This is a genomic window from Bradyrhizobium sp. 192 (assembly GCF_023100965.1).
Taxonomy (GTDB): domain Bacteria; phylum Pseudomonadota; class Alphaproteobacteria; order Rhizobiales; family Xanthobacteraceae; genus Bradyrhizobium; species Bradyrhizobium symbiodeficiens.
This window is the reverse complement of record NZ_CP064690.1, coordinates 5,729,610-5,753,654: the sequence shown is the minus strand read 5'-3', so window position 1 is coordinate 5,753,654 and position 24,045 is coordinate 5,729,610. Positions and strand designations below refer to the sequence as shown.

The following is a 24,045-nucleotide window of genomic DNA, read 5'->3' as shown; positions in this document are numbered from 1 at the left end:
CGGGTTCGCACCTGGTGTGCCCCGGAATGACTCGTGGTGGGGGGCCGCCCCCCGAATTAACCCCGCATTAACCATACCTGTCCCACGGTGAGACGATAGGGCGTCCGAATTGACGGCGCCGCTCAACGCCGCGCGGGGCGGGCACTTCATCATGTCGGTCGACAATTCCAGTGCCTCTCAGACGGCGGTTCTCGATCCGTCGCGGGCGCGCGTCGCCGGTGCGATCAAGCAGGCCTCGAACATCACCGGCGTCAGCTTCCAGTACATGCTGACCACCGCGAAGATGGAATCGGATTTCGATCCCACGGCCGGGGCCACGACGTCGTCCGCGCACGGGCTCTATCAGTTCATCGACCAGACCTGGCTCGGCACGGTGAAGGAGGCGGGCCCCCAGCTCGGCTATGGCAATTATGCCAACGCGATCTCCAGGACGACCTCGGGCGGCTACACCGTCGACGATCCCGCGATGAAGCGGTCGATCATGAAGCTGCGCGACGATCCCGAGGCCGCCTCCAGCATGGCCGCGGCGCTGACGCAGTCGAACAGCTTCAAGCTGACGGGCCTGCTCGGACGCAGGCCGAGCGACAGCGAACTCTACATGGCGCATTTCATGGGCGTCGGCGGTGCCGCAAAACTGATCGCCAACGCCGAGGACAATCCGCAAGCCGTCGGCGCGCGGCTGTTTCCCAATGCGGCCTCCGCCAACCGCTCGATCTTCTACGCCAAGGACGGCCGCGCCCGTAGCGTCTCCGAAGTCTATTCGGTGCTGGACGGGCGCTATGCCAGCGCGGCCAATTCGAAAACGACCCGCAGCGCGATGGCGATGTATGGCGGCACGCCGTCGACCACCGAGGTTGCGAGCGCGAGCGGCTTGCAGCCCACCGCGCCTGTCATCGACAACGCCGCCTATCTCCAGACCTTCCCGAGCACGCGCGCGGTGACACCCGTCAGCGCGACATCGCCGACGACGGTCGCGGACAATGCCCCGACCACGCCGGTGTTTCGTTCGATCTATCAGCCCGGCGATGCCACGCAGCCGGTCTCGACCACGGTGCAGAAATTGTGGGGCGACAACGCCTCGCTCAACTCGGTTGCATCGGCGACGCCGGATTTGCGTCCGCCGCAGCCGCTCGATCTGTTCAGCGATCGCAGCGGCACGTTCTCGAGCTGATACTCGCTCTCGTGGCCCGGACGCGCTGCAGCTTGAAACGCTGCTGCGAAGAGCCAGGACCCACCCAACAAGCACCGCTCTCTGAACGATGGGCCCCGGACGCAGCGCATCACTACGTGCTGCGTTGCGTCCGGGGCAGGTGCGGCAACCGCCTTTGTTCCCTTAACAAATCCTCAACAAAACCAGCCAGTTATGGTGAACGCTTTGTTAAGCGTCGTGGTTTATTTTGTGTTGCAGGTGACGAGCCGTCACCATTTTCGTTTGTTTGTGTAAGCCGGAAGCAGCATGATTGTTCGGCAGTTCATCAATTGGATCAGGACGGCGCCTGCCGGCGACCGGGCCGAGGCCACACGGGCGTTGGCCCGGGCCTGGCTGATCTCAGATCTTTCCCATGACGACCGCATCGCCGCCGAAGGCGCGCTTCTGATGCAGCTCGACGATCCCTCGCCGCTGGTGCGGCAGGCGATGGCTGAGGCGTTTGCGCGCAGCACGGATGCGCCGGCCTCGATCGTGCGGGCGCTGTCGGCGGACCAGCCGACCGTCGCGCTGCCCGTGCTCGAACATTCCCCGCTGCTGATCGATGCCGATCTCGTCGACATCGTCGCGACCGGCAATGACGAGGTGCAATGCGCGGTTGCCCGCCGTATCGCGCTGCCGGTCTCGGTCTGCGCCGCCATTGCCGAAGTCGGCTGCGCGGCGGCGGCGCTGGAGCTGATCGAGAATCCTCACGCGGAACTCGCGCCGTTCTCATGGCACCGCATTGTCGAGCGTCACGGCCATCTCGCTGCAATCCGAGAGGCGATGCTGGTGCTGGACGATCTGCCGGCCGCAACCCGCGCCGCGCTGGTGGCCAAACTCTCCGAGACGCTGGCGCAATTCGTCGTGGCGCGAAACTGGCTCAGCGCCGACCGCGCCGAACGCATCGCGCTCGAGGCACGCGACCGCTCCACCATGAATATCGCGGCGCGCTCGCACGGCGAGGACATGCAGGGCCTGGTGCATCATTTGCGCGTCACCGGCCAGCTCACCGCCGGCTTGATCCTGCGCGCGCTGCTGTCCAGCAATCTCGATTTGTTCGACGCGGCGCTGGCCGAGCTCGCCGACCTGCCGCTGGCGCGCGTCTCCGCGCTGCTGCACGACCGCGGCGGCAACAGCCTGCACGCGGTGCTCCGCCGTGCCGGGCTGCCCGAGGCGACGTTCGCGGCGTTCCAGGTCGCGCTCGACGCGTGCCACGAGCAGGGCTTCGTCGACAGCGACGACGGCGCGGTGCGGCTGCGTCGGCGCATGGTCGAGCGCGTGCTCACCCATTGCGAGACCGACCGCGGGGCCACCGAACCGCTGATGGTCCTGCTGCGCCGTTTCGCCACGGAATCCGCGCGCGAGGAGGCGCGGCTGTTCTGCGACGAGCTGGTCGCGGATGATGCGATCGATGCGGAATATGACGATCTGATCGCGGCGTAACGAGCTTTCGTAGGGTGGGCAAATCAAAGGCGCTCTTGCGCCGTGCCCACCACCTATCAGTATATTCGGGAATGAATCGTGGGTACGCTTCGCTTTGCCTACCCTGCGAGATTGATCGTGGTGATAGAGACGGGCCTCTCGACACCGTTCTCGCAATGACGAGGAGAGAGCGGCCGACTATTCCGCCGGCACGATGCTCGGCGCCAGGATCACCTCGAGATGCTCGGGGCGGTCGCGGTTGACGTGGGCGAGATAGTCGTCGGCGACCTTGCGCAGGCGGCGGCTGAGCTCGGCGGAGACGCTGATGCTGTCGAGCCTGGTATTCTCGTGCAGGATGGCGAGGATGGCGTTGATGTGGTGCGTGAACAGTTCGGCCGGGACCTTTTCAAGATCAGGCGCGTGCTCGATGACGCGGCACAGGCTCTCTGCAATTCCCGCCGCGGCCGGATAGCCGAATGTCACGGCGTCGCCCTTGATGTCGTGGGCGGCGTGGAACAGCTCGTCGCGCCGCTCCTTGGCGAAGCCGTCGTTGCGGATGGCGACATAGGCGGCCGACAGGCGGTTGACCTCGGTCGTCATCCACTCCTTGAACTCGCCTGACAGGCTTGCGAGCGCCTGTTCGGCGCGGGCGACCGGATCGTCCGTGTCCTTTTCATCGACCCGGCGCAGAACCTTCCGCAGCGGGTTCGGCTGCGTGATGATCTGATGCGTGGCGAAGGCCGTGACCTCGATGTCCCTTGCGCTGTTCTTCGCCATGATGCCTGCCTCGCCTGAAGACGTTGCGCTAGATGGAAGAGCGGGCCTTGTCGAGCAGCGAAGGCTGCTGCAGCACCTCGTGCTTTTCGCCGACGCGGCGCTCGGGACCCATATAGGCGGAATTGGTGTTGCGGCGCCGGTCCGGCCCGAAATAGGTCTTGGTCTTGATGAAAGGGCGGGGATTGGCGACCACGTTGAGGATGCGCTGATAGAGCCCCTTGGCCGAGATCGGCTTGGCCAGGAATTCGGTGACGCCGGCATCGCGCGCCACGGTGACGCGGCGCTTCTCGGAATGGCCGGTCAGCATGATGATCGGCGCGTAAGGGTTGCCCTTGGATTCCGGTTGCCGGATCATCTGCGCCAGCTCGAGTCCGTCGAAGATCGGCATCGCCCAGTCGGCGATGACGATGTCGGGCACGTAATGGCTGTACATTTCCAGCGCGGTGGCGCCGTCCTCGGCCTCGTAGACTTCGCGTGCGCCGAACGAATGCAGCAACGTCCGCAGAATGCGGCGCATATGCGGATTGTCGTCGCAGATGAGAAAGCGCAGCTTGTTGAAATCGATGCGGAACATGACGCCTGGGCCAGAGCGGTCAACCTTCGTTAACCATATCGCGGCGGGGGTTAACGAAGCGTTGCGTCCGAAGCTGCGGCGGCTGGCGGGAAGGCGGCTTCAGTAGCCGAACTGCTCGCGCAGGATCCGCTCTTCCAGGCTATGGCCGGGGTCGAACAGCATGCGCATCGAGATGCTCTTGTCGGAGAGGATCTCGACGCGCCGGACCCTGCGTACCTCCTCATGGTCGGCGACGGCCGCGACAGGGCGCTTGTCGTCCTCCAGCACCTCGATCACGACATAGGCGGTGTTGGGCAGCAGGGCACCGCGCCAGCGCCGCGGGCGGAAGGCGCTGATCGGGGTCAGCGCCAGAAGGGCGGCGTTGATGGGCAGGATCGGGCCCTGCGCCGACAGATTGTAGGCCGTCGAGCCGGCCGGCGTCGCCACGATGATGCCGTCGGCGATCAGCTCGGGCATGCGCTCGCGCTCGTCGATCAGGATCCGGAGGTGCGCGGCCTGCGAGGTCTGCCGGAACAGGTAGACCTCGTTGATGGCGTGGTGCAGGTGGACGTGGTCGTTGATGTCGGTCGCGCGCATCAGGAGCGGATTGATCTCGGATTCATGCGCCGTCTCGAGCCGCGCGCGCAGATCGTGCGGCGAGTATTCGTTCATCAGGAAGCCGACGGTGCCGCGATGCATGCCGTAGATCGGCTTTCCCGTGTGCATGTTCTGGTGCAGCGTCTGGAGCATCAGCCCGTCGCCGCCCAGCGCGACCACGATGTCGGCCTCCTCTAGGTCGCAATTGCCATAGTCCCTGGTGAGCTGGCCGAAGGCGGCCTGCGCCTCGCTGCTCGGGCTGGCGACAAAGGCGATCCGGTCGTAGCGCGCTGGCTTGGTCATGGCTTCCGGGCAGGGCCGCTGGCTCGAGAAAGTTCCGCCGGGCTCGTCTATACACCCGGGCCTGCATTGTCGAGGATGACCGGGTCTCAGGGCAAACGGCTGATTGTCGACCCGGAGAACAAAACGGGTTGATTTGAGCCAGCCCCGGCGGCGCCATCGGACCGATGATCCCGCAAACCGTCGCAATTCCTCGCTAGCTTGGATGCGCGCCGGCTGTGACAGTCGGGCAGGGAGACCGATCATGCTCACGATCTTGCCGAGGCTGCGACGAACCGGGCTGGTGCTGGCCGTGTCCGCGATCGCGCTCACAAGCGTTACGCGCGCGGAAGATGCGCCGCAGCCGCGTTCGGAGGCGGCATCACCGGCGGCACAGAAGGGTGGGCGCGCAGGCAGCGCTCAAAGCGCGACGCAGGCCTCGCCGTCCGCGGCCGAGCCGCACCGTCTCCCGCCGGATTCAACCACGAAGCAGACGCTGGATCTGCCCGGCCGCAGCCTCAACTTCACCGCGACGGCCGGCTCCATCCGGGTGTTCGACGGCAAGGGCGAGCCGCTGGCCGACATCGCCTACACGTCCTATCAGCTCGACGGCGCCGACCGGGCCACACGCCCGGTCACGTTCCTGTTCAACGGCGGGCCCGGCGCGTCCTCGGCGTGGCTCCAGTTCGGGGCTGCCGGTCCGTGGCGGCTGCCACTCGACGGCGAAGCGCTGTCGCCGTCAGCCTCGCCCGAGGTGAAGCCGAACGCGGACACTTGGCTGGATTTCACCGATCTCGTTTTCATCGATCCCGTCAGCACCGGCTACAGCCGCTTCATCGCGAGCGGCGAGGACGCGCGCAAGTCGTTCTATTCGGTCGATGGCGACGCCAACAGCATCGCGCTGGTGATCCGCCGCTGGCTCGAGAAGCACGACCGGCTGACCTCGCCGAAATACGTCGCGGGCGAGAGCTATGGCGGCATTCGCGGACCGAAGGTCGTGCGCCAGTTGCAGATCCAGCACGGCGTCGGCGTCAAGGGCCTGATCCTGGTGTCGCCGCTGTTGGATTTCCGCGAGTTCACCGGCACCAGCCTTCTGCAATATGTCGCGACGCTGCCGAGCTATGTGGCGGTGGCGCGCGAAGCCAAAGGACCGGTCAAGCGCGCCGATCTCGCCGACGTCGAGGCCTACGCGCGCGGCGAATTCCTGACCGACCTCGTCAAGGGCGAGGCGGACAAGGAGGCGACCAATCGTCTCGCCGACAAGGTCGCCGCGCTGACCGGCATCGACCAGGCGGTGAGCCGCAGGCTCGCCGGCCGTTTCGACGTCGGCGAATTCCGCCGCGAATTCGACCGCAAGAACGGCAAGATCACGGGACGCTACGACGCCTCCGTGCGCGGCTTCGATCCCTATCCGGATTCGAGCAGCTCGCGCTTCGGCGACCCCTCGGGCGATGCGCTGCAGGCGCCGCTGACCAGCGCCGCGGTCGACGTGCTCACGCGCAAGCTCAACTGGCGGCCCGACGGCTCCTACGAAGTCTTGAACGGCGCCGTGGAAGGTCACTGGGATTTCGGCCGTGGCATCAACCCGCCGCAATCGGTGTCCGATCTGCGCCAGATCCTCGCCACCGATGCCAAGCTGAACGTGCTGGTCGGGCACGGCCTGTTCGACCTTGCGACGCCCTATTTCGGCACCAAGCGGGTGCTCGATCAGATGCCGGCCTTCGCGACCCAGCGCGTGAAGTTGGTCGTCTATCCCGGCGGCCACATGTTCTATTCGCAAGGCGGCTCGCGGCAGGCGTTTCGCGGCGAGGTCGAGGCGCTGATCAGGGAGTAGGCCGGCGCTTGCGCGGCTTGTATCGACGGGCGATCTCTTTCGCGACGACGCCTGCAGGCTTGACGTTGGCGCCCGCGATCCAGATGTCGCTGATCCTCCCGCGCTTGTCGCGGATCCGGCGCACGGGCTCGCCATGGCTGGAATAGCCGGCAGCCCAGGCGATCTTGCCGGTGTCGCGGCCGGTGACCTCGATCTCGGCGGCATCCATGAACGGATTGATGAATTGCGGATTGGCGACGAGCACGCGGTTGCCCGCGGGCACGAGGTCGGTCGCGCCCCAGATCGTCCACCAGCGGCCGGTCCAGTCGCGCAGGCGGCGGTCGGCCGCGCCGCGCGTCTTGAACACGCGCAGGATCTGCATCGCGCCGTCCATCCAGAACGGCGCCCCACCGTCGATGGAGTTGCTGAGGATGCTGATCGTAAGCTCGCAAGCGGGAATGGCGCAGGTTCGGGAGATGTAGCCCTGGAAGCCGCCGCTATGGCCGAACCAGTCCCAGCCATCGGTCTTGCCGGCGTTGACGCCCAGGCCGTAATAGGCCTCGAAGCTTTGCGGGATGCGCCAGTGATGCCGCGTCATCTCGCGGCGGCTCGCGACCGAGAGCACGCTCTTCTTCGCATTGGGCGCAAGCTGCGCGAAGAAGCGCGCGGTGTCGGCGGCAGTGGCGGCGAAGCCGGTGGCTGACGCCATCGCCTGTGTGGGATTGTCGCCGGGGATCACGCAGCGCACTCCGAGCGGCAGCCGCCGCGTGTGGCCGCGCGCGAACGGCGCGCCCTTGGGGAGCGGCGCATCCGGCGCGGTCTCGCGCAGGCCGGCGGCCTCGATGATCTCGCGCTTGATCCAGGCCGGGTAAGGTTCTTCCGTTACGGCTTCGATGACGAGGCCGAGCAGGCCGAAGCCGTGATTGGAATATTTGAAGCGGGTGCCGGGCTCGATCGCGGTCTGCAGCTGCAATTCCGCGAGCAGCTCCTTGGCGTCGAGATAGGGACGGCGGTCGATGAACTGGCCGGAATCGGCGCCGTCGCGCGTCAGCCCGGCGCTGTGCGACAGCACCTGCGCGAGCGTCGTCTCGGCGACGCGCGGATCGAGGCCGCCGACATATTGGCCGATCGTGTCGTCGAGCCGGAGCTTGCGTTGTTCGCGCAGCTTCATGATGCCGGCCGAGGTGAAGCTCTTGGAATGAGAGGCGATGCGGAAGCGGTGGCGCGGGGTGAGCTTCTCGCCGGTGTCGAGATTGGCGAGGCCGAACGCATGCTCGGCGACGATTTCGCCGCGATGGGCGAAGGCGACGATGACGCCTGGCTGTTGGATCGTCGTCAGTTGGAATTCGATCCAGGAGCCGATGTAGTCGATCGCGGATCGCAGCCACGGGTCCATTGCACACCAATTTGCTGGGAAAATCGATGCGAGAGGCTAGCCGAGAAAGCCGAACGGGCACAACCGAAAGGTTGTGCCCGTTCGCGAGGTTGACGATGCGATTCTCAGTAGACGAGCGTCGCGCCGGTCGGCTTGTCGAGCGCCGTGGCAAGCGAGCGATACTCGGAGCTGTCGGTGCCGGCGAGCGAGGCGATCTTGTTCAGATGATACTGCGCCTGTTCGCGGTTGCCCTGCTCGAGCTGCCAGAGGCCGTAATACTGCCAGGTGCGGACGTGGTTCGGATCGTCCTTCAGCGCCAGCTCGTAATAGACCTTCGACGACTGGTAGTCGCCGAGCTTGCGATAGGAATAGCCGATCAAATTGGCGACGTCGGCGACGTCGTCGCGCTTGAGGGACTTCAACTGACCGATCGCGCCGCTGTAGTCGTGGTTGTCGTAGATCGCCGTGTAGGCTGTGCGATAGGCGGCGAGGAATTTGGGATCGCTGACGGAAGAGCTCTTCTTCTTGCCCTTCTTGGACGAGGAGTCCGACTTCGGCGGCGACGAGGGCTCGTCACTGCCGGCGGCATAGGCGCTGGACAGCACCGGCGCGGCCGCCAGCGACATGGCGACCAATCCCGGCACGACAAGCATTGAGAGTTTGCGCATCTGAATTCTCCCGTATGGAACGTGGCGATCCTACACGATTGCCCGAAGACCTGAACACCCGTCTGCCGAAAACATTCCCGCTTCGCACGATCCATTCGCCCGGCACGGATGACAAACGCGTCATCGAGATGAACGGGAGCCTGCAAGGGGCTTCAGATCGGGTTCAGCGCGCCCTCCCTAGGCTCCCACCCATGATCGAAGGGTGGCGAGAAGGCGCCGCCTCGAGATCCTTCCAAGAGGAGATCTGCCATGTTGAAGACCATTTCCGCAGCCTTGCTCGCCGCTTCCGTGATCGCAGCTCCGGCCTTCGCTGCCGAAGCCGGCAAGACCACCACGGCTCCGGTGATCAAGGCCGACCAGAGCCAGACCAAGGCCTCGACCACCGCCGCGAAACCGGACACCGCTATCAAGGCCGATGCCAAGATCGATGCCAAGACCGACACGAAGGCCGGCGACGTCAAGCCCGCCGACGTCAAGGCGGACGCCAAGGTGGACACCAAGTCGAAGGCGATGAATGCCAATGCCGCAGTCACGGCCGACGAGCACAAGACCGTGCATACCCATCGCCACCACCACAAGCATCTGTCGGCGAAGAAGCTGAAGACTCAGCCTGACGCGACCAAGCCGCTGTCCACCGAGAAGCGCAGCTAACGGTTGATCCTTACGCGGCGGCATCCATTGCCCGCCGCCGGGTGAGGACTTCAGGCCCGGCCGGCGTCCGTGCGAAAGCGCAGGCGCCGGCCGCGGTGCGAAGCAAGGCCCGCCGGCAGGACCGAATTCCCTTTGCGCGACCTTGCGGCTAGAACGTCCCCCGAGTCTGTCGAGCGGGAGCGGAACTGTGGGGCGATTGGCGAAACGTGTGGCGAGCCTGGCATCGGTCCTGGTATTGCCGCTGATGCTCGCGGCATGTTTCGGCAGTGACGGCCACCGTCCGACCATCATCGGTGGACCGCAAGCCGGAGGGCCGCAGCCGTTTCCCGACAATTTCCGCGGCGACATCCTGGCGCTGATGCGCACCTATTTGAACAACCCGGTCGGCGTGCGCGAGGCCAGCATGGCCGAGCCGGTCCAGCGCGAGGTCGGCGGCCGGCAGTTCTACGTGAGCTGTCTCCACTTCACCCCGCGCGAGACCGACGGCAGCTACAAGGCCATGCGGGAGCGCGCTGTGATCTTCGTGAACGGACGGGCGGACCGCGTCGTGGACCGGACGAGCGACCTCTGCGCCGGCGCGGTTTACGTACCCTTTCCGGAACTCGAAAAGATGACGCGGTAGCGCAAAGCCCGCTTTCATCTCGGGGTGCTAGACCCAAGGCTGCCGGAGCCGTTGGATCACATTTCGGGGAGCTTTGAACGGGGCGGTTTGACCGCGCGACAGATTGTTACGGCAGGTTCCGCGCAGGCGAAAAAAAAGCAGCCGGTGCAGGAATTTGACGGAACAAAATCGCGTTGTTGCCACTCCGTCACAGTCACGAACGATCGACGTTCCCGGCATCGCCGCGAAGCAACCCAATTCACGCCACGTTGTTTCCTGAGTGTCGTAGATGAAAGAACGGGGATGATCATGAAATCGATTTTGCTGGGTGCAGTCGCTCTGCTTGCATTGGCAGCGCCAGCCGCAGCTGCGGACATGCAGGCGCGCACCTACACCAAGGCTCCGGCCTATACACCGCCGCAGGTGATTTATAACTGGACCGGTTTCTACATCGGCGGCCATGTCGGCGGCGCGTTTGCCGGCGACAGCAGCTTCCAGTCCAGCGACGCCCGCTTCCTTGGCGGCGTGCAGGGCGGTTTCGACTACCAGTTCGCGCCCAATTGGGTGGTGGGCATCGAGGCCCAGTATTCCTGGCTGCCGACCAACAACAACGGTGTCACGTTCCCGCTGGGCACGCAGGTGACCTCCAACACCGACCAGCTCGGGTCGGTGACCGGCCGCATCGGCTACACCTGGGGTCCGGCGCTGCTCTACGCCAAGGGCGGTTACGCCTGGCGCAATGGCGGCCTGGGCGTCAACATCGCGGGCGTGCCACAGGGCTTCACCACCACCGGCAACAGCAAGGACGGCTACACCGTTGGCGCCGGCCTCGAATACATGTTCGCGCCGAGCTGGTCGGCCAAGGCCGAGTACCAGTACTATAATTTCGGCAGCACCACCTTTACCTCCGGTCCGGCCGACATCGTCGGCGTTCGCGGCCGGGAGGACGAGCATACCGTCAAGGTCGGTGTGAACTACCGCTTCGGCTGGGGCGGTCCGGCAGCCTCGCGTTATTGACGCTCCACCGCGACCACGCTCTGACAAAGGCCGGCTTCCCGCCGGCCTTTCGTTTGTCAGCCTCCCGCCTGTCGGCCCGATCTTTCCTTTGTGTGAACCATCTGGCGCGTCATTTGCAGGAAAACATTCCGGCACGCGCCTTCTCACGCGCGTCATGGGACTTGGGTAAAGCAAAAATAATTTTTGCCGCTTACGGAACTCGCGCTCCGGAAAGCGTTATATGAAAGCTACCGGGCTGGTGGGACGACGAACATGCGTATCTTGGTGTCGGCAGTGTTGCTCTCTTGCTTCTCTGGCCTGCCGTGCTCTGCACAGACAATCCTCAAATCCGAGCCTCTTATGCTGGCACCTTATGAGGTGGCCTTCGTCAAGGATGCGTCCTGCCCGTCGGGCAAGGTGCTGAAGGTGACAGGCGCGATCCGCGGGCTGCATCGCCGCAAGGCCTGCGTGCCCATGCCGGGTGAGCAAGCCTCGCTGGCGGCCGCGACGCCCTGATCGCTTCGCGGCTTCCGCCGCTAGACCTCACGAGTTCAGCTCGAGCTCCATCTTCCCCTGGCGGTCGGCCTCGGCCTTGTTCCTGGCGGGGTCCTCCCCCTCGGCGACCCGGCAGGGCTTGATCTCGTAATCGTTGTCGAGCACCCGGCGCGGCCCGGGACGCTCCTCGTCGGCGCTGACATCCACGACCAGGCCGCTCCGATGCGCCAGTTTCCAGACGTCGGATTCGCTCGGATAGGCTTTGCTGATCTGGGCGTCGTTGCAGAACAAGGCGTAGGGCATTCTTCCCGCTCCAGGAAAGCCCGTTAACGACCTCATGGGCCGGCGGTTCCGGTAGGCGGGCGATCACGGGGCCGTGATCGGAAGGCCGGGCCCTTGAGTCCTTAACGAGTCCTGAATCGCGAAAAAAAGAATCCCTGGGACTCATTTGGCGGAATCAGCGGATGTTTTCGGCCATGACGAGCGACCTGAACACCTCCTGCGGGCACATGCTCCTGCCGCTGACTTTAGCGCTGGTCGGCGCCTGCGCGGCCAATCTTTGGCTGGTGTGGTCCTGGCTGTAAGCCCCTGACGGGGGGGCGGCCTACTTTCTGACTGGTGGGCCGGAGGCGTCGCGGATGGCGGCACGCAATCTGGTCAGGGTTTCGGCGCAATATTCCTCGCGTTCGCGCTCGAACCGCTCCTGATGCTTGCGGAAATTGGCGATGCGGGCCTGCATCTCGTTGCGGAAATCGCCGATCGGGTGCGATGGCGGCAGGGGAGCGGGCGGGGGCGGCACCGGGGCTTGCGTCAGCGCGATCTCGACAGCGGCAGCCTCCACGGCAACGATCTCGAGCGCGACGGTCGTGGCAGCCGTTGTCCCATCCGGCTGAAGGACATCATCCTTCCCGCCGGTCACCGATTGGACGAAGGCCAGTGTCTGCGCGATCAGTGCGTCGCGTTCCCTGATCCATGTCATGATCCACCTCAGCAGCCCCCATTCCAGCAAAGCGGCTGCTTCGAATCAAGCAGGTTCGCAAGGGGGTTGCATATTTTTCCCGGTCGCCCGACATAAGGCGGATGGATTCCGGAACAGAACGATCGGACGAAGTGGAAGGCCTGAGGCTCATCCGCGCGTTCCTGTCGCTGCCGCCCGACAAGCGGGCGGAGGCGATCGCGTTCGTGGAGGGATTGGCGCTTGCGCAGAGCCGCCCCGAGAGGGGTACGGAGGCGTCGCCGAGGTGAGCGCTATCGCTCGCGCGGATTGACGTTGGGCTCGAACGGCGCGCCGACCACCCGAACCGGCGTTAGATCCGACGTCCGGGCGGCGTCGATCGTCGCTCTCTCGGCGACCAGCCTTTCGGGCTGCGGTCCAAGCATCGGCTCAAACAGTGTCAATGTGCCGGCCACGGCGCCACAGCACAGCGTCACCGACGCCAGCAGAAACATATTTCGGTTTTCTTCGCTGATGCACATGGGTCGACAACGGCTGAGGCAAGCCTCGGTTCCGTGCCCGTCTTGACCGCGCCTCATGCGGCAGCAACGGGCCGCGCGAACGCGAACAGCATGGCCGTCATGACGATGCCGGTCACTGCGCCGGCGACGATCCTGGCTGTCTCTTTTCCGGTGATGCGGCGCATGAGACCTGATGAGCAGAGCAGATTCACTCGCCGGCATGTTCGCGACGGTCAATTGGCGGTAAATTGCGTGGTAGCGCCGGAGCTACGACCATAGATTTTGTTCGATGATCACCAATCGTCCCCCCGTGCTCGCCCACCAACGTTTCGTCGCCGACCGCGACAGCTTTGCCGGCCTCGATCTCGCGGCGCGGTTCGAGCGGATCGAGCGGACGAACCTCTGGGGCGCGGCCGGCTCCGTGTCCGGTGGCCGGTGCCGCGCGAATTGATCGACGAGCGCTGCGAGGAGGGCGATGGCGGCTGGCGCGACAAGAGCCTCGGGCTCTGGCGGCTGGACGAGTTGCCGGATCGCGTCCGCACCGCCACGGATGTGTGACAGAAGCGGGCGGAACGTCGATTGCGTCCCTGATCGTCCCGGCGATAGACTTCAGGTTGTGCCGAGATCTCCCGTCGCATGCCGGAGCCCACCATGAGAGCACGTGCTGTCCTGGCCGCGTTGTCGATCTGGTGCAGCGTGCCGGCGCTGGCACAGCAGGAGGGCGCCGCGCTCTATGCGACGCATTGCGCGCAATGCCACGACGGTGATGCGCAGAGCCGCGTGCCGGGCCGCCGCGCCATGCAGGCGATGTCGTTCGACCATGTGCTGGCGGCGTTGACGTCCGGCAGCATGGCGGCGATGGCAAAGGACCGCAGCGACGCGGAACGCCGCGCGATCGCGTCCTTCGTGACCGGCAAGATCGCGACTGGCGGCGTCGCGGCCGACGCGGAAGGCCGCTGCGCGCAGCAGGTGAACGGCTTTCCGCAATCCCTCGACGGCCCGCGCTGGAACGGATGGGGCGTGGACACCAACAACAGCCGGTACCAGCCCGCCGACATGGCGGGGCTGACGGCGGAGCAGGTGCCGCGCCTGCGGTTGAAATGGGCCTATGCCTTCCCCGGCGCCTCGCTGTCGTTTGCGCCGCCGACCATCGTGGGCGGAATCCTGTTCATCGGCGGCACCGATCGCAAGGTGCACGCGCTCGACGCGCGCAGCGGCTGCACGCTGTGGACGCTGGCGATCGATGCGGCGGTGCGCGCCGCGATCAGCTTTGCGCCACTTCCAGGCTCCGACCAGTTCGCGATCTTCTTCGGCGATTTGCGCGCCAACGCCTATGCCGTGAACGCGCTGACCGGCGCGCTGATCTGGAAGACGAAGGTCGAGGAGCATGCCGCCGCGCGCATCACCGGTGCGCCGACGCTGCATGCCGGCGTGCTCTACGTGCCGGTGTCCTCGATCGAGGAAGCCGCCGGCTCGCAGGCCAGTTACGAATGCTGCACCTTCCGCGGCAGCGTGGTGGCGCTGGACGCCGCGACCGGCAAGCTGGTGTGGCAGGCCTATACGATTCCGGAAGTGCCGCACCCGACCGGCAAGAATGCCAGGGGCACGCAGCTGTTCGGTCCGTCCGGCGCTTCGATCTGGTCGGCGCCGACGATCGATGCGGAGCGCGGCGCCGTGTATGTGGCGACCAGCAATTCATATTCGAACCCGCCGGCGGCAACCGCCGATGCGATCCTCGCTTTCGAACTCGCGACCGGGAAGCTGCTCTGGAAACAGCAGGCCACGCCCAAGGACGCCTTCGTCGTGGCGTGCTTCACTGCGGACAAGTCCAATTGTCCCGAGGATCACGGACCCGATCACGATTTCGGCCAGTCGCCGATCCTCGTGACCTTGCGCGACGGCAGGCGCATGCTCGTCATCGCGCAGAAATCCGGCATCGTGCACGCGCTCGATCCCGACGACGGCGGCAAGATCCTGTGGCAGACCCGGATCGGGAAGGGCGGTTCGCTCGGCGGCAGCGAATGGGGCTCGGCCGCGGACGGCGACCGCATCTATGTCGCCAACTCCGACGTGCGCTTCATGCGTGACGGCACGCGGCGACTCGATTCCACGCAAGGCGGCGGCCTGTTCGGCCTCGACCTCGCGACCGGCAAGATCGCCATGGAAGTGCCGCCGGTCGCTTGCGGCGACCGCCGCCAATGCAGCCCCGCGCTCTCGGCGGCGGTGAGCCTGATCCCCGGCGTGGTGTTCTCCGGCGGCGTCAGCGGTTTCCTGCGCGCCTATGCCACCGCCGATGGCAAGCTGCTCTGGGAGTTCGACACAGCGCAGGATTTCAAGGCCGTCAACGGCGTCCCCGCCCATGGCGGCGCGATCGACGGCCCCGGGCCCGTCATCGCCGGCGGCATGCTCTACACCAATTCCGGCTACGGCCAATGGAGTGGCGTCGCCGGCAACGTGCTGCTGGCGTTCGAGGTGGGAACGGAGTGAGCGTCACGAGTTCGCTCTCGTGTCCCGGACGCGCCGCAACGCTTTGGAGACAGGGGGACGCTGCCTCCTCAAACTCGTCATTGCGAGCGCAGCGAAGCAATCCAGAGTCTTTCCGAACATCTAAGCGGATTAGGATAAGCTCAATCTCAAGCACCTCTCAGCGGCGGGGTGAGCTATCCATGTCTGCATCTGCGGCGAAAGATCGCGACGACGATTGCCAGTGTCGTCGTTCACTCCGCATTCATCGGACCGACATAGAAGTGCGGAAGGGGGCGTACGACAAGGAAAAACTATGAAGAAAATCGCCTATGGATTTGCGGCCGCTGCTCTGCTTGCGGGCACTCAGTTCTTGGTTCCTGCCAATGCGATGACGGCGCCTCCGGTCGGCGCAGCGGCAACGTCCGAGACGATGCAGGTCGGCTATCACTATCACCATCATCATCGGAGGATATGCACCGTGCGGACCATAGTCACACGCGGATATCATGGTCGACGTGTCGTCAAGCACGTGCGTGTCTGCCGATAAGCGCAAAATTGGAGGGCCGTCGATCGAGGCGGCCCCCACCTTGCATAAGAGCAATCTTCATCGCGCAGTGAGATGGGTGCGCCGCACTTTACATCGGAAGCTGACGGTTAAGAGTCCGGGAAAATCGACGTGCCGCGATCTCCAGCGCCGCAACGCCAAGAGCCGTGAACAACATACCGAGGACAAGGAGCACCACGACTGTATCCATGATCGGGCGAGTTCCTGCAAAGGATCGGGACAATGAAGCCGACTTGGTCAACCCTCGATGTCGGTTTCCACACGCCTATTGCCGTCAAGCAATCGCGTACGCCGAGAACAGAAGACAGGTGAGATAGATGCACGCGAGGCAAATGCCCGCGGTTCTAGCCGTGCGGGCATCTAGCCGCGAGCTCGTCCGAGTGGCGAGCCCGGGCAGTTTCTCATACTCTGCAAAGAGCTGGCGACCGGCACGTCCTCGGAAAAGTACATTTCTCATGTGTGCCTCCAAACAAACCTGATCCGTTCCAAAAAGGGGCGGAGTGCGTGGAAGATAGTGCACGGCGTCCCATCGGGCAGTCAGGAGATGAGCGGGGCTTGTCGGGATAATCCTGACGTCCGCATGCCCGAGCGGCAGGGCCGTTTGGCCACCGAATTCCCGCTCAAACTTGATCGGCACTCTTTGCCGAATAACCCAACCAGCCGAGGGTTACGCCGTAGCGCACTATGTCGGCACGCGTGAACAGTCCGAGCTTTTCGACCGCCCTGGCCTTGTAAGTTTCGACGGTCTTGATGCTGATGCTTAGCTGATTGGCAATTTCCTTGTTGCTGAAGCCTTGTGCGATGAATCTGAGAACCTCACTCTCGCGCGGTGTCAGCTCGCCGGCTGTGGAGGCGCCGGAAGACGAATGAGCGCCCTGCGCGGATGGAAGAGCCTTCTCCGCTATTGCGGGATCCAGATACAATCCCCCTCCAGCGATCGCGCGAACTGCGCGCTCGAGTTCGTCGGCCGCGGAGCGCTTCAGCAGATAGCCGCGAGCTCCCGCCTGCAGCATGGGCTGAACGTAGGCGTGATCCTCGTGCACGGTCAGCGCCAGCAGACGAACCTGAGGAAGCTGTGTCGCCAGGGTGCGAGCAACTTCAAGGCCACTGATACCGGGCAGTGAAATGTCCAGGATGGCAATGTCCGGCGTGGCCTTGCGAATGATATCGAGGGCGGTCTGTCCATCCGTTGCTTCCCCGACGATCTCGATGTCCTGCACGTCCTGAAGCAACGCTTTCATTCCAGCCAGAACAAGCGGATGATCGTCAGTCAACGTGATCCGGATCGGGCACATAGCCCATCTCCTCTATTGGCACCGGTATTCTCATGAAGAGAGAGGTGCCGTGACCGGGTTCAGATTCGATTGCCAAAGATCCGCCGAGGAGCGTGAGGCGCTCCTCGATAACGGACAGGCCCAATTTTGCGTGGCGGGTCTCACCCCGCGAGAATTCCTGAAAGTCGAAGCCGTTCCCGTCGTCTTCGACGACTATCCTGAGTTCAGCTGTGCGACGGTCGATGACCACGCTGACATTTCGAGCTTGCGCGTGTTTGACCACGTTGTTCACGGCCTCCTGAACGGCGCGGTAGACCGCGATTTCGACGTCCTGGCCGAGACGATCTCTTCTGCCCAGAGGCTGAAAATCAACGCTGATCGCGAACCGGCGCTGGATCTCCGCGCAGAATGCTTCCAGCGCCTTGTAAAGGCCCAGGTCATCAAGGGCAGTCGGGCGCAGGTCAGAGGCGATTTGATGGATATCGCGCCCAATCCCTCTCGCGAGTCCTTGCAGCCAAGTGAGCCTCTCCAATCCGAGCTTGCGTTTGGGGCTCGTACCGAGAAGCGGCTCCAGGTTCTTTAGACCGAGAAGGAGACCTGTAACTGTCTGGCCGATCTGATCGTGAAGCTCTCGTGCGATTCGACGGCGTTCATTTTCTTCCGCCTCGGAAAGACGTCGAAGCAGTTGCTGTCGTTCAAGCTCGGCTCGCTTGGTCTCATCGATATCTAGAATGACGCCATGGACGACGTCCAAATTTTTATCATCGATTAGAGATAGCCGTCCGCTGGCCCGCAGCCACCGGCCGTGAGGGGGAGCGGTCCGGAAATCGGCAATCGCCACGTTTCCCGAACGGCAACTCAGCAAGGAAGCCTCAAAGTTCCGCTGGTCGGCAGGATCGATACTACTCAGTATCCGATCTATCGGAAGGCTCGTATCTCCTACGGAGCGCGAACCGTTTATACGGAGCATCTCCCGTGCGCGGGGCGACACGATCGCTTCTCTGGTCGAAAAGTCACAGCTGAACACGCCGAGATCTGCGGCATCGATCGTCAGCCTGCGTCGCTCTTCACTTGCGCTGAGTGCCAATGCGGCCTGCGCCTCTTGCTCGCGGCGGCGCAGCGAAATGTCCCGTATGGTGAACCAGGCCAAAGTAAGAGCCAGGACGAAGCTCAAGACTCCGCCCCCGGCAAGGAAAATGGCCGAGCGCTGAACAGGCCCGTTCAGTTCCTGCGTCGGTATTCCGAAATGGACCGACCATCCGCTGGTTCCGGGGATGACTTTATAGATCGAGTCGACCTCGTCGCCGCCAGGCGTGGTTTTGACGTAGCTTCCTTCCGGTGCAGAGGCAATCGCCTGGCGGACGGTAGCGCTGGCAGATTGTCCGAGGTCGGATTGCTCACCGAAGGTGCGGGCCACGATGTTGCCCCTGGCATCGACCACGAAACCCACCCAGCCCGCCGGGGCTCCCGCGCTCTTCAAAATCTGGCTTATTGCATCGGGCACCAGGGCCACCGTGAGTACAAACTTCAATTGCCCATCACGCTCAACGGGGGCCCTAACGGCCACCACGCGTTTGCCGGTGATAGGACCGCGTGGCCCAATTCCACCGATCGCCGGCCTTCTCGTTTTCAGGATCTGTTCGAAATTCTCCCGGTCGGCGGTGGCGCGCATCCCATCTCCGAGCGGCCGGCTAACATCCAGCACTTGATTTCCATCGGGATCGACGAGCTGAATCGTCTGCCAAAGAGGACGTGCTTCGTTGACACGCGTTGCTTCTCGATAGAAGGCGTCAAGGTCCGGCTTGTCGAGTGTTGCGGAAGCCGCGACGGTCTCGGCGATCTCGAGCTGGAGGCTGATCTCGGAGGCAAGCCGGTTGACGACGCTATCGAGCGTCTCCACGGCGGCAGCCTGAGAGCCCCTGCGCTGCTGTTGCGCGTTCAGGAAAACGACCCAACCCGCGAAAAGCGCGAGAGGCATCGCTGCCGCGATGAAGACGAGGATCAAGGGGCGGCGGGCTGCGCGGCGCGAGATTGAGGTGGGCGCCTCCATGCGGGTGGGTATCAAATGAGAGAGCAAAACGCCCACGTCCTGGCACTTCCTCGATGTTTCTGGTTCTTGTCAGGTTTTTCCCGACAGTACTAACGGTCACCCTGACTCCCAGGATCGCTCGATCCGTCCCATCGTACAGGCAATCATTGTAGCGGTCTAGAATTGGGCTTGACATGGAACACTCTTCATCGCTGCTCCGGTTGATCGAAAACGATATCAACCCGAAGCGGCTTGGCTTTGGCGAGCCCTTCTGCGGCAATAGCCGCAACGAACTCGTCTCGCGACTGTCGGTCTCAGCGCAGGGCCGGTTGCTCGAAAGCTGCGAGCCAGTGTCTCTGAACAAAGGACAAGTTCTCTACGATCGCGGCACTCCTCTTCGCTATGGCTACTTCATCGAGTCCGGCGGGTGTTCTGTCACGACCCGTGCGGGCGACTGCCTGCCGGTAGAGATCCATACGCTCGGGATGAAGGATTTTGTCGGCGTACCGTTGGTCCTGGGCATGCACGTGTCGCCGCATCGCTGTACCGTGAGAGTGCCGGGTCAAGCGCTTCGGATCCAGTCCGATCAGCTGATCTCTCTGATCAAAAAGGACGTCGAGCTTGAAAAGATGCTTTTAGGCTATGTTCAGGCGATCCTGATTCACAGTTCGCAACTATCAGCCTGCAACTCCAGGCACACGCTGCACCAGCGCCTCGCGCGATGGCTCCTGGTTGCCAGCGACAGGCTCGGGTCTCGCGAGGTACCTTTCACGCATAGTTACATAGCCAATGCTCTCGCGGTCCGGCGCGCCGGCATTACAGTCGCTCTCGGGAGTATGGTGCGCGACGGAGTGATTGGATGTCGCAGGGCAGGGATCGTTGTCACGGACGAGGCCAGGCTGAAAGCGATGTCTTGCGATTGTCAGGGGATCATCCTGTCGGCGCACAACCGTTCTTGTGCGGTGCCGCCCCTCCGCATTGCATATTCGTGAACGCGATTCCCTACTGCCGTTAAGTCGAGCGTACGGGAGCGAGCAGAGTCCAGGTATTCTTGAAGCAATAGAGGCGGAGATGTCATCGCAAGAAGGCCGGATCCGAACCGATACCGAAGTTCTGGTGGCGGCCTTGGAGGAGGCTCAAAGGCTTCTTGCCGCTTACGAGAACCCTTGCCGCAATCGTACCAGGGACGACATTGTCGCTATGGTCGAGTTCATCATATGTAACCCTTCCGTGACACGTGCAATGCTTCGTCAAAAGATGCGCAGCCGCCTCAAACTGGTCGGATAAGTCTCGTGCGGGAGCGTACATTCGAACGCAGGCAAACGAAACCTGCGAGCGTGCGATGAGTTGACGATGATCCAACAAAACTAGGAGCAATCGTCATGAAGACATCTCTTTGCATTCTTGCCTCCGCGATACTGCTGGCTGCGCCGGCCATGGCGCAGTCGGCCCAGAACAACGCGACGACCGCAGCGCCTAACATGCAGCCGGCTGCCTCGACCGCCTCCATGCACAAGGAAGGCAAATGGCGTGCATCGAAACTCGTTGGTGTGAACGTCTATAACAACAGCAACGAGAAGATCGGCGACATCAATGATCTGATCCTGGATTCCAGCGGGCGGGTTGCCAACGTGGTGATCGGAGTGGGAGGATTACTTGGAATGGGCGAGCACAACGTCGCCGTGACGTTCGATCAGCTCAAAATCGCCAAGGAACCGGTGAAGACGGCGTCCAACGACGGCACTGCAAAGACCGGTAATGCCGGTTCGATGAGCACTACGGGAAGCGCATCGACGTCGGCCCAGCGAAGCGACAATTGGTATCCGGACCATGTGGTGCTGAACGCCAACAAGGATCAGCTGAAGAAGATGCCCGAATTTAAGTACTGAGCCGATTTCGGTCGGTACTTCAGCATGCTTATCGGCGGCGGTGTCATCCGAGATGACGCCGCCTTTTCGGCTGTCTTCCATCCGGTCGGCTTGGGATTGCGATAACAGGACAGCCGCCTTGAACTGCTACTTTGAATCAATCGGCTTGCGCGCCGCAGGCTGAGGTCGACGATGTCTGATGAAGCACTGCCGGAAGAGGTAGAGGAGCTTGTCCGCCGCTACATTCGCTCTGTGGCGCAGCTCGAAGCCGCCTTCATCCAGATCGCAGCACCGACGCGCAGCAAACTCAGCTCGTACTCGAAGCTCCAGGCTGAAGCGGAGGTACTCGCTGCTGAAATAAACGAGCGGCACCGCGGTCGCCAACCCTTGATGCACTTGATCGCGCGGCACTACGAGCCGTCAGACGTGTTCCGGCTGTTCAGAGGGGCCGATGCCTGCATCGTCAGCAGCCTGCATGACGGAATGAACCTCGTCGCGAAGGAGTTCGTTAGCTCTCGAGAAGACAACGCTGGGGTCCTTGTCTTGTCGAGTTTCACCGGAGCGTCACGAGAATTGTCCGAGGCTCTCATCGTCAATCCCTATGACACCGAAGAAATGGCATCGGCTATCGAGCTTGCACTTGCGATGCCAATCGAGGAGCAGGACGAGCGCATGAAGCTCATGCGACAGCAGGTAAAGGAGCATGACGTCTATCGCTGGGCAGGCACGATGCTGGTGGACGCAGCGAGAAGTCGCACCCGCGAGCGGGTTCTTGGTCTGGCCACCAAGGCCCGTCACGGCGTGAAGCCGATCTGAGCGGGATCTCTTCAAAAGCGGTCTGCAAGAAAATCGGTACCAAAGCGTACTGTTGGTTCTTTCCAAAACGAACAACTCGGTTGCACTCTCGTGCTTGCGACTTTTTGCTCCGTGATGTGGAGGAGGGCGAATATGAACATCCTGATCGGAGCTGCTATGCTTGCGGTAGGAGGCATCCTGATCTTCATTGGGCGTCCCAATCGGACTGGCGAGCACCCGAAGTTCCTGCGCTTTGAAGCAGCGCTGGTTCTGTACCCTCCAATTGTTTTGTCGTTCATTGGACTCGGCGCTGCGGCCCTGATTTCGAGCCTGCTAACTAGATAGTCGCCCTTCGAGACAAAGAGACGGCCCTCCAAATCCGCCCAAAATGCAATCGGTCAAGACGTGGGTTGGAAGCCGTCCTCAAGGAGGCGGATGCGGAGCCCATGCCGGCAATCGGCTGTCTTCTGAGCAATCTCCAGCGGGTGGACAGTGGATTATCTCACAGGCCGCTTCGGCCTGGTCGCTTGACGTTTACCGTCAGGCGATCGACGCGCCGCGACCTCCAAGGCCACGAGGCCGAAGACGGAGAGAGCGATTAGAATGACGAGTAGCAGCAGGCTGCCGTACATTCAGATGACTCCTACCCAGCTGCTCCGGCGAGCAGCGAGTGGTTCGACAACGCGCGGCGCCGACGTCGCGGGTAGAATGAAGTTGCCGGTCAGCAATTGCACATGCGGACCGAAGCAGGCAGACGGAATGTAGTGATTGGCAGCTCGCCAGGCAGTCAGGAGATCGCTTGTCGCTCGTCAGGAAAGTCCTGACTATCAAGACCTCCGCTCGGGCGAGGAAGGTTCGGTCGTGAATGTGGCTCAGAGCGAAAACCTCAACTCGTAGGCTAGGGAGGCGCGGCGTCTCGGCGAGCCTAGCGCAACAATGCTGTTGGATATGCGGCAGCACGAAGGTTTGGTGCGCTGCACGATAGTAATCGCCCGCGGAGTGGGAGTATGCTTCGGTGTCTGCCAAGACGGCGCTCGAACGCCGCACACAATCACGTCCAAGGATGGAAAGGCCGCCTTTCGGGGCGGCTTTTCTGTGAGCATTGGAGGGCGAGCAATGCAGCTGAAAGCTCCTATCCACGTTGACACGGAAAGGTCGCGCAAGAGGGCCGTGTGGTTGCGTCACTAGCCGAAAGGGCGGCTCACCCGCACTTCGCTGAAAAGCTCGAGGAGCTGACTGAAGAATATAACGGATTTGCCGAACAATTGGAGCATGGGGGCCAGTATGGCACCTTAGCTCGTTTTTCTACGGATCTTCCGTTGCTGAGCTGAGGATGTATCACCCTGGCACCCGAGTTGAAGCAACAGATCAACGTGAATCGTTACGCGCGCGGCGCCGAGGACAGGAGAACTGGGCACGGCGCGTTGGTCGCTGCGAGGTTATGTCGCCAGCGTCATTCTCGTTCTACCTTCGGCATGTTGCAGGTCCAACTGACGGTCCTCGGCGCTGAGCTGAATTTTGTCGGATTCCTGCCTGCCGTTTGGTAGCTGGCTTGTTCGCGGGGTGGCCCGCTGCGGTCGCTGCAGCGTTGCTCGCCTTCGTGTGGTTGGTGGGGCTTCATGCCTCCTCTTTTTGAGTTCGGGCCCCTAACACCGTACGAATACGAGGCCACGAAGGTGTTTGGCCTCTGCAATGCGTTATTCGTGATGTTGTCGGACCTCGGACACGAGATGCTCGCATCGGACGCTCGACCGATCGCGCCTGGAGAGAAATAGCAGATACCTCCGGGTACAAGTTGTGGCCCGCGCTCGAGCAACATGCTGCCCGATGCAGATTGGCCAGGCGGATCCTGACGGTGCTCCCGCGATCAGCGCCGCCTCACGCGCGTCTACGCGCTCCGCCGCGGGATCAGGGCTCAGCTGAAATGGCTCCTCGTACTGTTTACGCGCGGCGAACGAGCTGTAGCCCGGTTTAGCCCGAAAGTAGTTCCTGCAGGATGAGGGGGGTGTCGGGCTATAAAAACGAGGTAAAGCGTTGATTTCATTGGTGCCGGCTGAGGGGATTGAACCCCCGACCTTCGGTTTACAAAACCGCTGCTCTACCGCTGAGCTAAGCCGGCGACGCCTGGAGGCGGGCAGGGGCCGGCATGGGCCGGGGCTGTCCACCCGTTGCGCGCC

The 24,045-nt window shown here is 63.1% G+C and carries 21 protein-coding genes, 1 tRNA gene and 2 pseudogenes; 13 read left to right on the top strand and 11 right to left on the bottom strand.

What is annotated here, in order from left to right; translation table 11 throughout:
- Nucleotides 1-109: 109 nt before the first annotated feature.
- Nucleotides 110-1,171 carry a lytic transglycosylase domain-containing protein gene (locus IVB24_RS26885; protein WP_247769603.1) on the top strand — a complete coding sequence of 354 codons (1,062 nt, stop codon included), beginning with the start codon at nucleotides 110-112 and terminating at the stop codon, nucleotides 1,169-1,171.
- Nucleotides 1,172-1,456: 285 nt separating this feature from the next.
- The gene (locus IVB24_RS26880; protein WP_247769602.1) at nucleotides 1,457-2,632 is read left to right on the top strand and encodes a DUF2336 domain-containing protein; all 1,176 of its coding nucleotides are present in this window, start codon (nucleotides 1,457-1,459) and stop codon (nucleotides 2,630-2,632) included.
- Between the two features lie 177 nt (nucleotides 2,633-2,809).
- Here IVB24_RS26880 and IVB24_RS26875 read toward each other — a convergent pair whose 3' ends face one another.
- The 3 genes from IVB24_RS26875 to IVB24_RS26865 all read right to left on the bottom strand — a co-directional run bounded on the left by IVB24_RS26875 (nucleotide 2,810) and on the right by IVB24_RS26865 (nucleotide 4,841).
- Entirely contained in the window at nucleotides 2,810-3,388 is a 579-nt protein-coding gene (locus IVB24_RS26875; RefSeq protein ID WP_247769601.1) for an Hpt domain-containing protein, read from the bottom strand.
- A gap of 28 nt (nucleotides 3,389-3,416) precedes the next feature.
- Complete coding sequence (locus tag IVB24_RS26870) at nucleotides 3,417-3,962, bottom strand: response regulator (RefSeq protein WP_094972088.1); 546 nt, start codon at nucleotides 3,960-3,962, stop codon at nucleotides 3,417-3,419.
- Nucleotides 3,963-4,061: 99 nt separating this feature from the next.
- Entirely contained in the window at nucleotides 4,062-4,841 is a 780-nt protein-coding gene (locus tag IVB24_RS26865) for an NAD kinase (RefSeq protein ID WP_094972087.1), read from the bottom strand.
- Nucleotides 4,842-5,082: 241 nt separating this feature from the next.
- On the opposite strand from IVB24_RS26865, the gene IVB24_RS26860 reads away from it, so the two are divergent.
- Entirely contained in the window at nucleotides 5,083-6,651 is a 1,569-nt protein-coding gene (locus IVB24_RS26860) for a peptidase S10 (protein WP_247769600.1), read from the top strand.
- Here the strand turns inward: IVB24_RS26860 and IVB24_RS26855 are convergent.
- Together IVB24_RS26855 and IVB24_RS26850 are read right to left on the bottom strand one after the other, a co-directional pair.
- Nucleotides 6,641-8,026, bottom strand: a complete 1,386-nt coding sequence (locus IVB24_RS26855) for a serine hydrolase domain-containing protein (RefSeq protein WP_247769599.1) — start codon at nucleotides 8,024-8,026, stop codon at nucleotides 6,641-6,643. The genes IVB24_RS26860 and IVB24_RS26855 overlap by 11 nt on opposite strands.
- 104 nt (nucleotides 8,027-8,130) lie before the next feature.
- A complete protein-coding gene (locus IVB24_RS26850; RefSeq protein ID WP_094972084.1) occupies nucleotides 8,131-8,673 on the bottom strand; it encodes a tetratricopeptide repeat protein in 543 nt (180 codons plus the stop codon).
- 249 nt (nucleotides 8,674-8,922) lie between these two features.
- Here IVB24_RS26850 and IVB24_RS26845 point away from each other — a divergent pair, with 249 nt between their 5' ends.
- The 4 genes from IVB24_RS26845 (at nucleotide 8,923) to IVB24_RS40245 (ending at nucleotide 11,437) form a co-directional block, all read left to right on the top strand.
- Nucleotides 8,923-9,324, top strand: a complete 402-nt coding sequence (locus IVB24_RS26845) for a hypothetical protein (protein WP_247769598.1) — start codon at nucleotides 8,923-8,925, stop codon at nucleotides 9,322-9,324.
- A gap of 244 nt (nucleotides 9,325-9,568) precedes the next feature.
- Nucleotides 9,569-9,946 (top strand): hypothetical protein, encoded by a 378-nt coding sequence (locus tag IVB24_RS26840; RefSeq protein WP_247774177.1) that lies wholly within the window; start codon nucleotides 9,569-9,571, stop codon nucleotides 9,944-9,946.
- A 288-nt stretch (nucleotides 9,947-10,234) separates the two neighbouring features.
- Complete coding sequence (locus tag IVB24_RS26835) at nucleotides 10,235-10,942, top strand: outer membrane protein (protein ID WP_162308610.1); 708 nt, start codon at nucleotides 10,235-10,237, stop codon at nucleotides 10,940-10,942.
- A gap of 252 nt (nucleotides 10,943-11,194) precedes the next feature.
- A complete protein-coding gene (locus tag IVB24_RS40245) occupies nucleotides 11,195-11,437 on the top strand; it encodes a DUF6719 family protein (protein ID WP_094972081.1) in 243 nt (80 codons plus the stop codon).
- A gap of 27 nt (nucleotides 11,438-11,464) precedes the next feature.
- On the opposite strand, the gene IVB24_RS26825 is transcribed toward IVB24_RS40245, so the two are convergent.
- The 3 genes from IVB24_RS26825 to IVB24_RS26815 form a co-directional block, all read right to left on the bottom strand.
- Nucleotides 11,465-11,719: a hypothetical protein gene (locus IVB24_RS26825; RefSeq protein WP_247769597.1), complete on the bottom strand. Its 255-nt coding sequence runs from the start codon at nucleotides 11,717-11,719 to the stop codon at nucleotides 11,465-11,467.
- Nucleotides 11,720-12,020: 301 nt separating this feature from the next.
- On the bottom strand, nucleotides 12,021-12,395 hold the full coding sequence (locus IVB24_RS26820; protein WP_247769596.1) for a hypothetical protein: 375 nt from the start codon (nucleotides 12,393-12,395) through the stop codon (nucleotides 12,021-12,023).
- A gap of 269 nt (nucleotides 12,396-12,664) precedes the next feature.
- Nucleotides 12,665-12,865, bottom strand: a complete 201-nt coding sequence (locus IVB24_RS26815) for a hypothetical protein (protein ID WP_166477142.1) — start codon at nucleotides 12,863-12,865, stop codon at nucleotides 12,665-12,667.
- Between the two features lie 295 nt (nucleotides 12,866-13,160).
- Between IVB24_RS26815 and IVB24_RS26810 the strand changes: the two are divergent.
- Together IVB24_RS26810 and IVB24_RS26805 are read left to right on the top strand one after the other, a co-directional pair.
- Nucleotides 13,161-13,429 (top strand): annotated as a pseudogene (locus IVB24_RS26810) (hypothetical protein).
- A 93-nt stretch (nucleotides 13,430-13,522) separates the two neighbouring features.
- Nucleotides 13,523-15,358 (top strand): PQQ-binding-like beta-propeller repeat protein, encoded by a 1,836-nt coding sequence (locus tag IVB24_RS26805; RefSeq protein ID WP_247769595.1) that lies wholly within the window; start codon nucleotides 13,523-13,525, stop codon nucleotides 15,356-15,358.
- A gap of 1,164 nt (nucleotides 15,359-16,522) precedes the next feature.
- On the opposite strand, the gene IVB24_RS26800 is transcribed toward IVB24_RS26805, so the two are convergent.
- Entirely contained in the window at nucleotides 16,523-17,197 is a 675-nt protein-coding gene (locus IVB24_RS26800) for a response regulator transcription factor (RefSeq protein WP_247769594.1), read from the bottom strand.
- Nucleotides 17,169-19,262, bottom strand: coding sequence for a cache domain-containing protein (locus IVB24_RS26795; RefSeq protein WP_247769593.1), 2,094 nt, complete (start codon nucleotides 19,260-19,262; stop codon nucleotides 17,169-17,171). Before IVB24_RS26795 ends, IVB24_RS26800 begins: the two co-directional genes overlap by 29 nt.
- A 137-nt stretch (nucleotides 19,263-19,399) precedes the next feature.
- Between IVB24_RS26795 and IVB24_RS26790 the strand changes: the two genes are divergently transcribed.
- The 4 genes and pseudogenes from IVB24_RS26790 (at nucleotide 19,400) to IVB24_RS26775 (ending at nucleotide 22,213) form a co-directional block, all read left to right on the top strand.
- Nucleotides 19,400-20,197: a Crp/Fnr family transcriptional regulator gene (locus IVB24_RS26790; RefSeq protein WP_247769592.1), complete on the top strand. Its 798-nt coding sequence runs from the start codon at nucleotides 19,400-19,402 to the stop codon at nucleotides 20,195-20,197.
- A gap of 444 nt (nucleotides 20,198-20,641) precedes the next feature.
- Complete coding sequence (locus tag IVB24_RS26785; protein ID WP_247769591.1) at nucleotides 20,642-21,094, top strand: PRC-barrel domain-containing protein; 453 nt, start codon at nucleotides 20,642-20,644, stop codon at nucleotides 21,092-21,094.
- 249 nt (nucleotides 21,095-21,343) lie between these two features.
- Nucleotides 21,344-21,889, top strand: a pseudogene (locus tag IVB24_RS26780) (trehalose-6-phosphate synthase); the annotation flags it as partial.
- Between the two features lie 132 nt (nucleotides 21,890-22,021).
- Nucleotides 22,022-22,213, top strand: a complete 192-nt coding sequence (locus tag IVB24_RS26775) for a hypothetical protein (protein WP_247769590.1) — start codon at nucleotides 22,022-22,024, stop codon at nucleotides 22,211-22,213.
- Nucleotides 22,214-23,912: 1,699 nt separating this feature from the next.
- Here the strand turns inward: IVB24_RS26775 and IVB24_RS26770 are convergent.
- Nucleotides 23,913-23,987 (bottom strand) — tRNA-Thr (locus IVB24_RS26770).
- Nucleotides 23,988-24,045: the final 58 nt, after the last annotated feature.

Coding starts and splice junctions, on each gene's coding strand:
- IVB24_RS26850 (WP_094972084.1), bottom strand. CDS start 8,673: ATGCGCAAACTCTCAATGCTTGTCGTGCCGGGATTGGTCGCCATGTCG.
- IVB24_RS26855 (WP_247769599.1), bottom strand. CDS start 8,026: ATGGACCCGTGGCTGCGATCCGCGATCGACTACATCGGCTCCTGGATC.
- IVB24_RS26845 (WP_247769598.1), top strand. CDS start 8,923: ATGTTGAAGACCATTTCCGCAGCCTTGCTCGCCGCTTCCGTGATCGCA.
- IVB24_RS26790 (WP_247769592.1), top strand. CDS start 19,400: ATGGAACACTCTTCATCGCTGCTCCGGTTGATCGAAAACGATATCAAC.
- IVB24_RS26825 (WP_247769597.1), bottom strand. CDS start 11,719: ATGCCCTACGCCTTGTTCTGCAACGACGCCCAGATCAGCAAAGCCTAT.
- IVB24_RS26865 (WP_094972087.1), bottom strand. CDS start 4,841: ATGACCAAGCCAGCGCGCTACGACCGGATCGCCTTTGTCGCCAGCCCG.
- IVB24_RS26775 (WP_247769590.1), top strand. CDS start 22,022: ATGAACATCCTGATCGGAGCTGCTATGCTTGCGGTAGGAGGCATCCTG.
- IVB24_RS26880 (WP_247769602.1), top strand. CDS start 1,457: ATGATTGTTCGGCAGTTCATCAATTGGATCAGGACGGCGCCTGCCGGC.
- IVB24_RS26815 (WP_166477142.1), bottom strand. CDS start 12,865: ATGTTTCTGCTGGCGTCGGTGACGCTGTGCTGTGGCGCCGTGGCCGGC.
- IVB24_RS26835 (WP_162308610.1), top strand. CDS start 10,235: ATGAAATCGATTTTGCTGGGTGCAGTCGCTCTGCTTGCATTGGCAGCG.
- IVB24_RS26860 (WP_247769600.1), top strand. CDS start 5,083: ATGCTCACGATCTTGCCGAGGCTGCGACGAACCGGGCTGGTGCTGGCC.
- IVB24_RS26870 (WP_094972088.1), bottom strand. CDS start 3,962: ATGTTCCGCATCGATTTCAACAAGCTGCGCTTTCTCATCTGCGACGAC.
- IVB24_RS26820 (WP_247769596.1), bottom strand. CDS start 12,395: ATGACATGGATCAGGGAACGCGACGCACTGATCGCGCAGACACTGGCC.
- IVB24_RS26805 (WP_247769595.1), top strand. CDS start 13,523: ATGAGAGCACGTGCTGTCCTGGCCGCGTTGTCGATCTGGTGCAGCGTG.
- IVB24_RS26800 (WP_247769594.1), bottom strand. CDS start 17,197: ATGTGCCCGATCCGGATCACGTTGACTGACGATCATCCGCTTGTTCTG.
- IVB24_RS40245 (WP_094972081.1), top strand. CDS start 11,195: ATGCGTATCTTGGTGTCGGCAGTGTTGCTCTCTTGCTTCTCTGGCCTG.
- IVB24_RS26785 (WP_247769591.1), top strand. CDS start 20,642: ATGGCGCAGTCGGCCCAGAACAACGCGACGACCGCAGCGCCTAACATG.
- IVB24_RS26840 (WP_247774177.1), top strand. CDS start 9,569: ATGCTCGCGGCATGTTTCGGCAGTGACGGCCACCGTCCGACCATCATC.
- IVB24_RS26875 (WP_247769601.1), bottom strand. CDS start 3,388: ATGGCGAAGAACAGCGCAAGGGACATCGAGGTCACGGCCTTCGCCACG.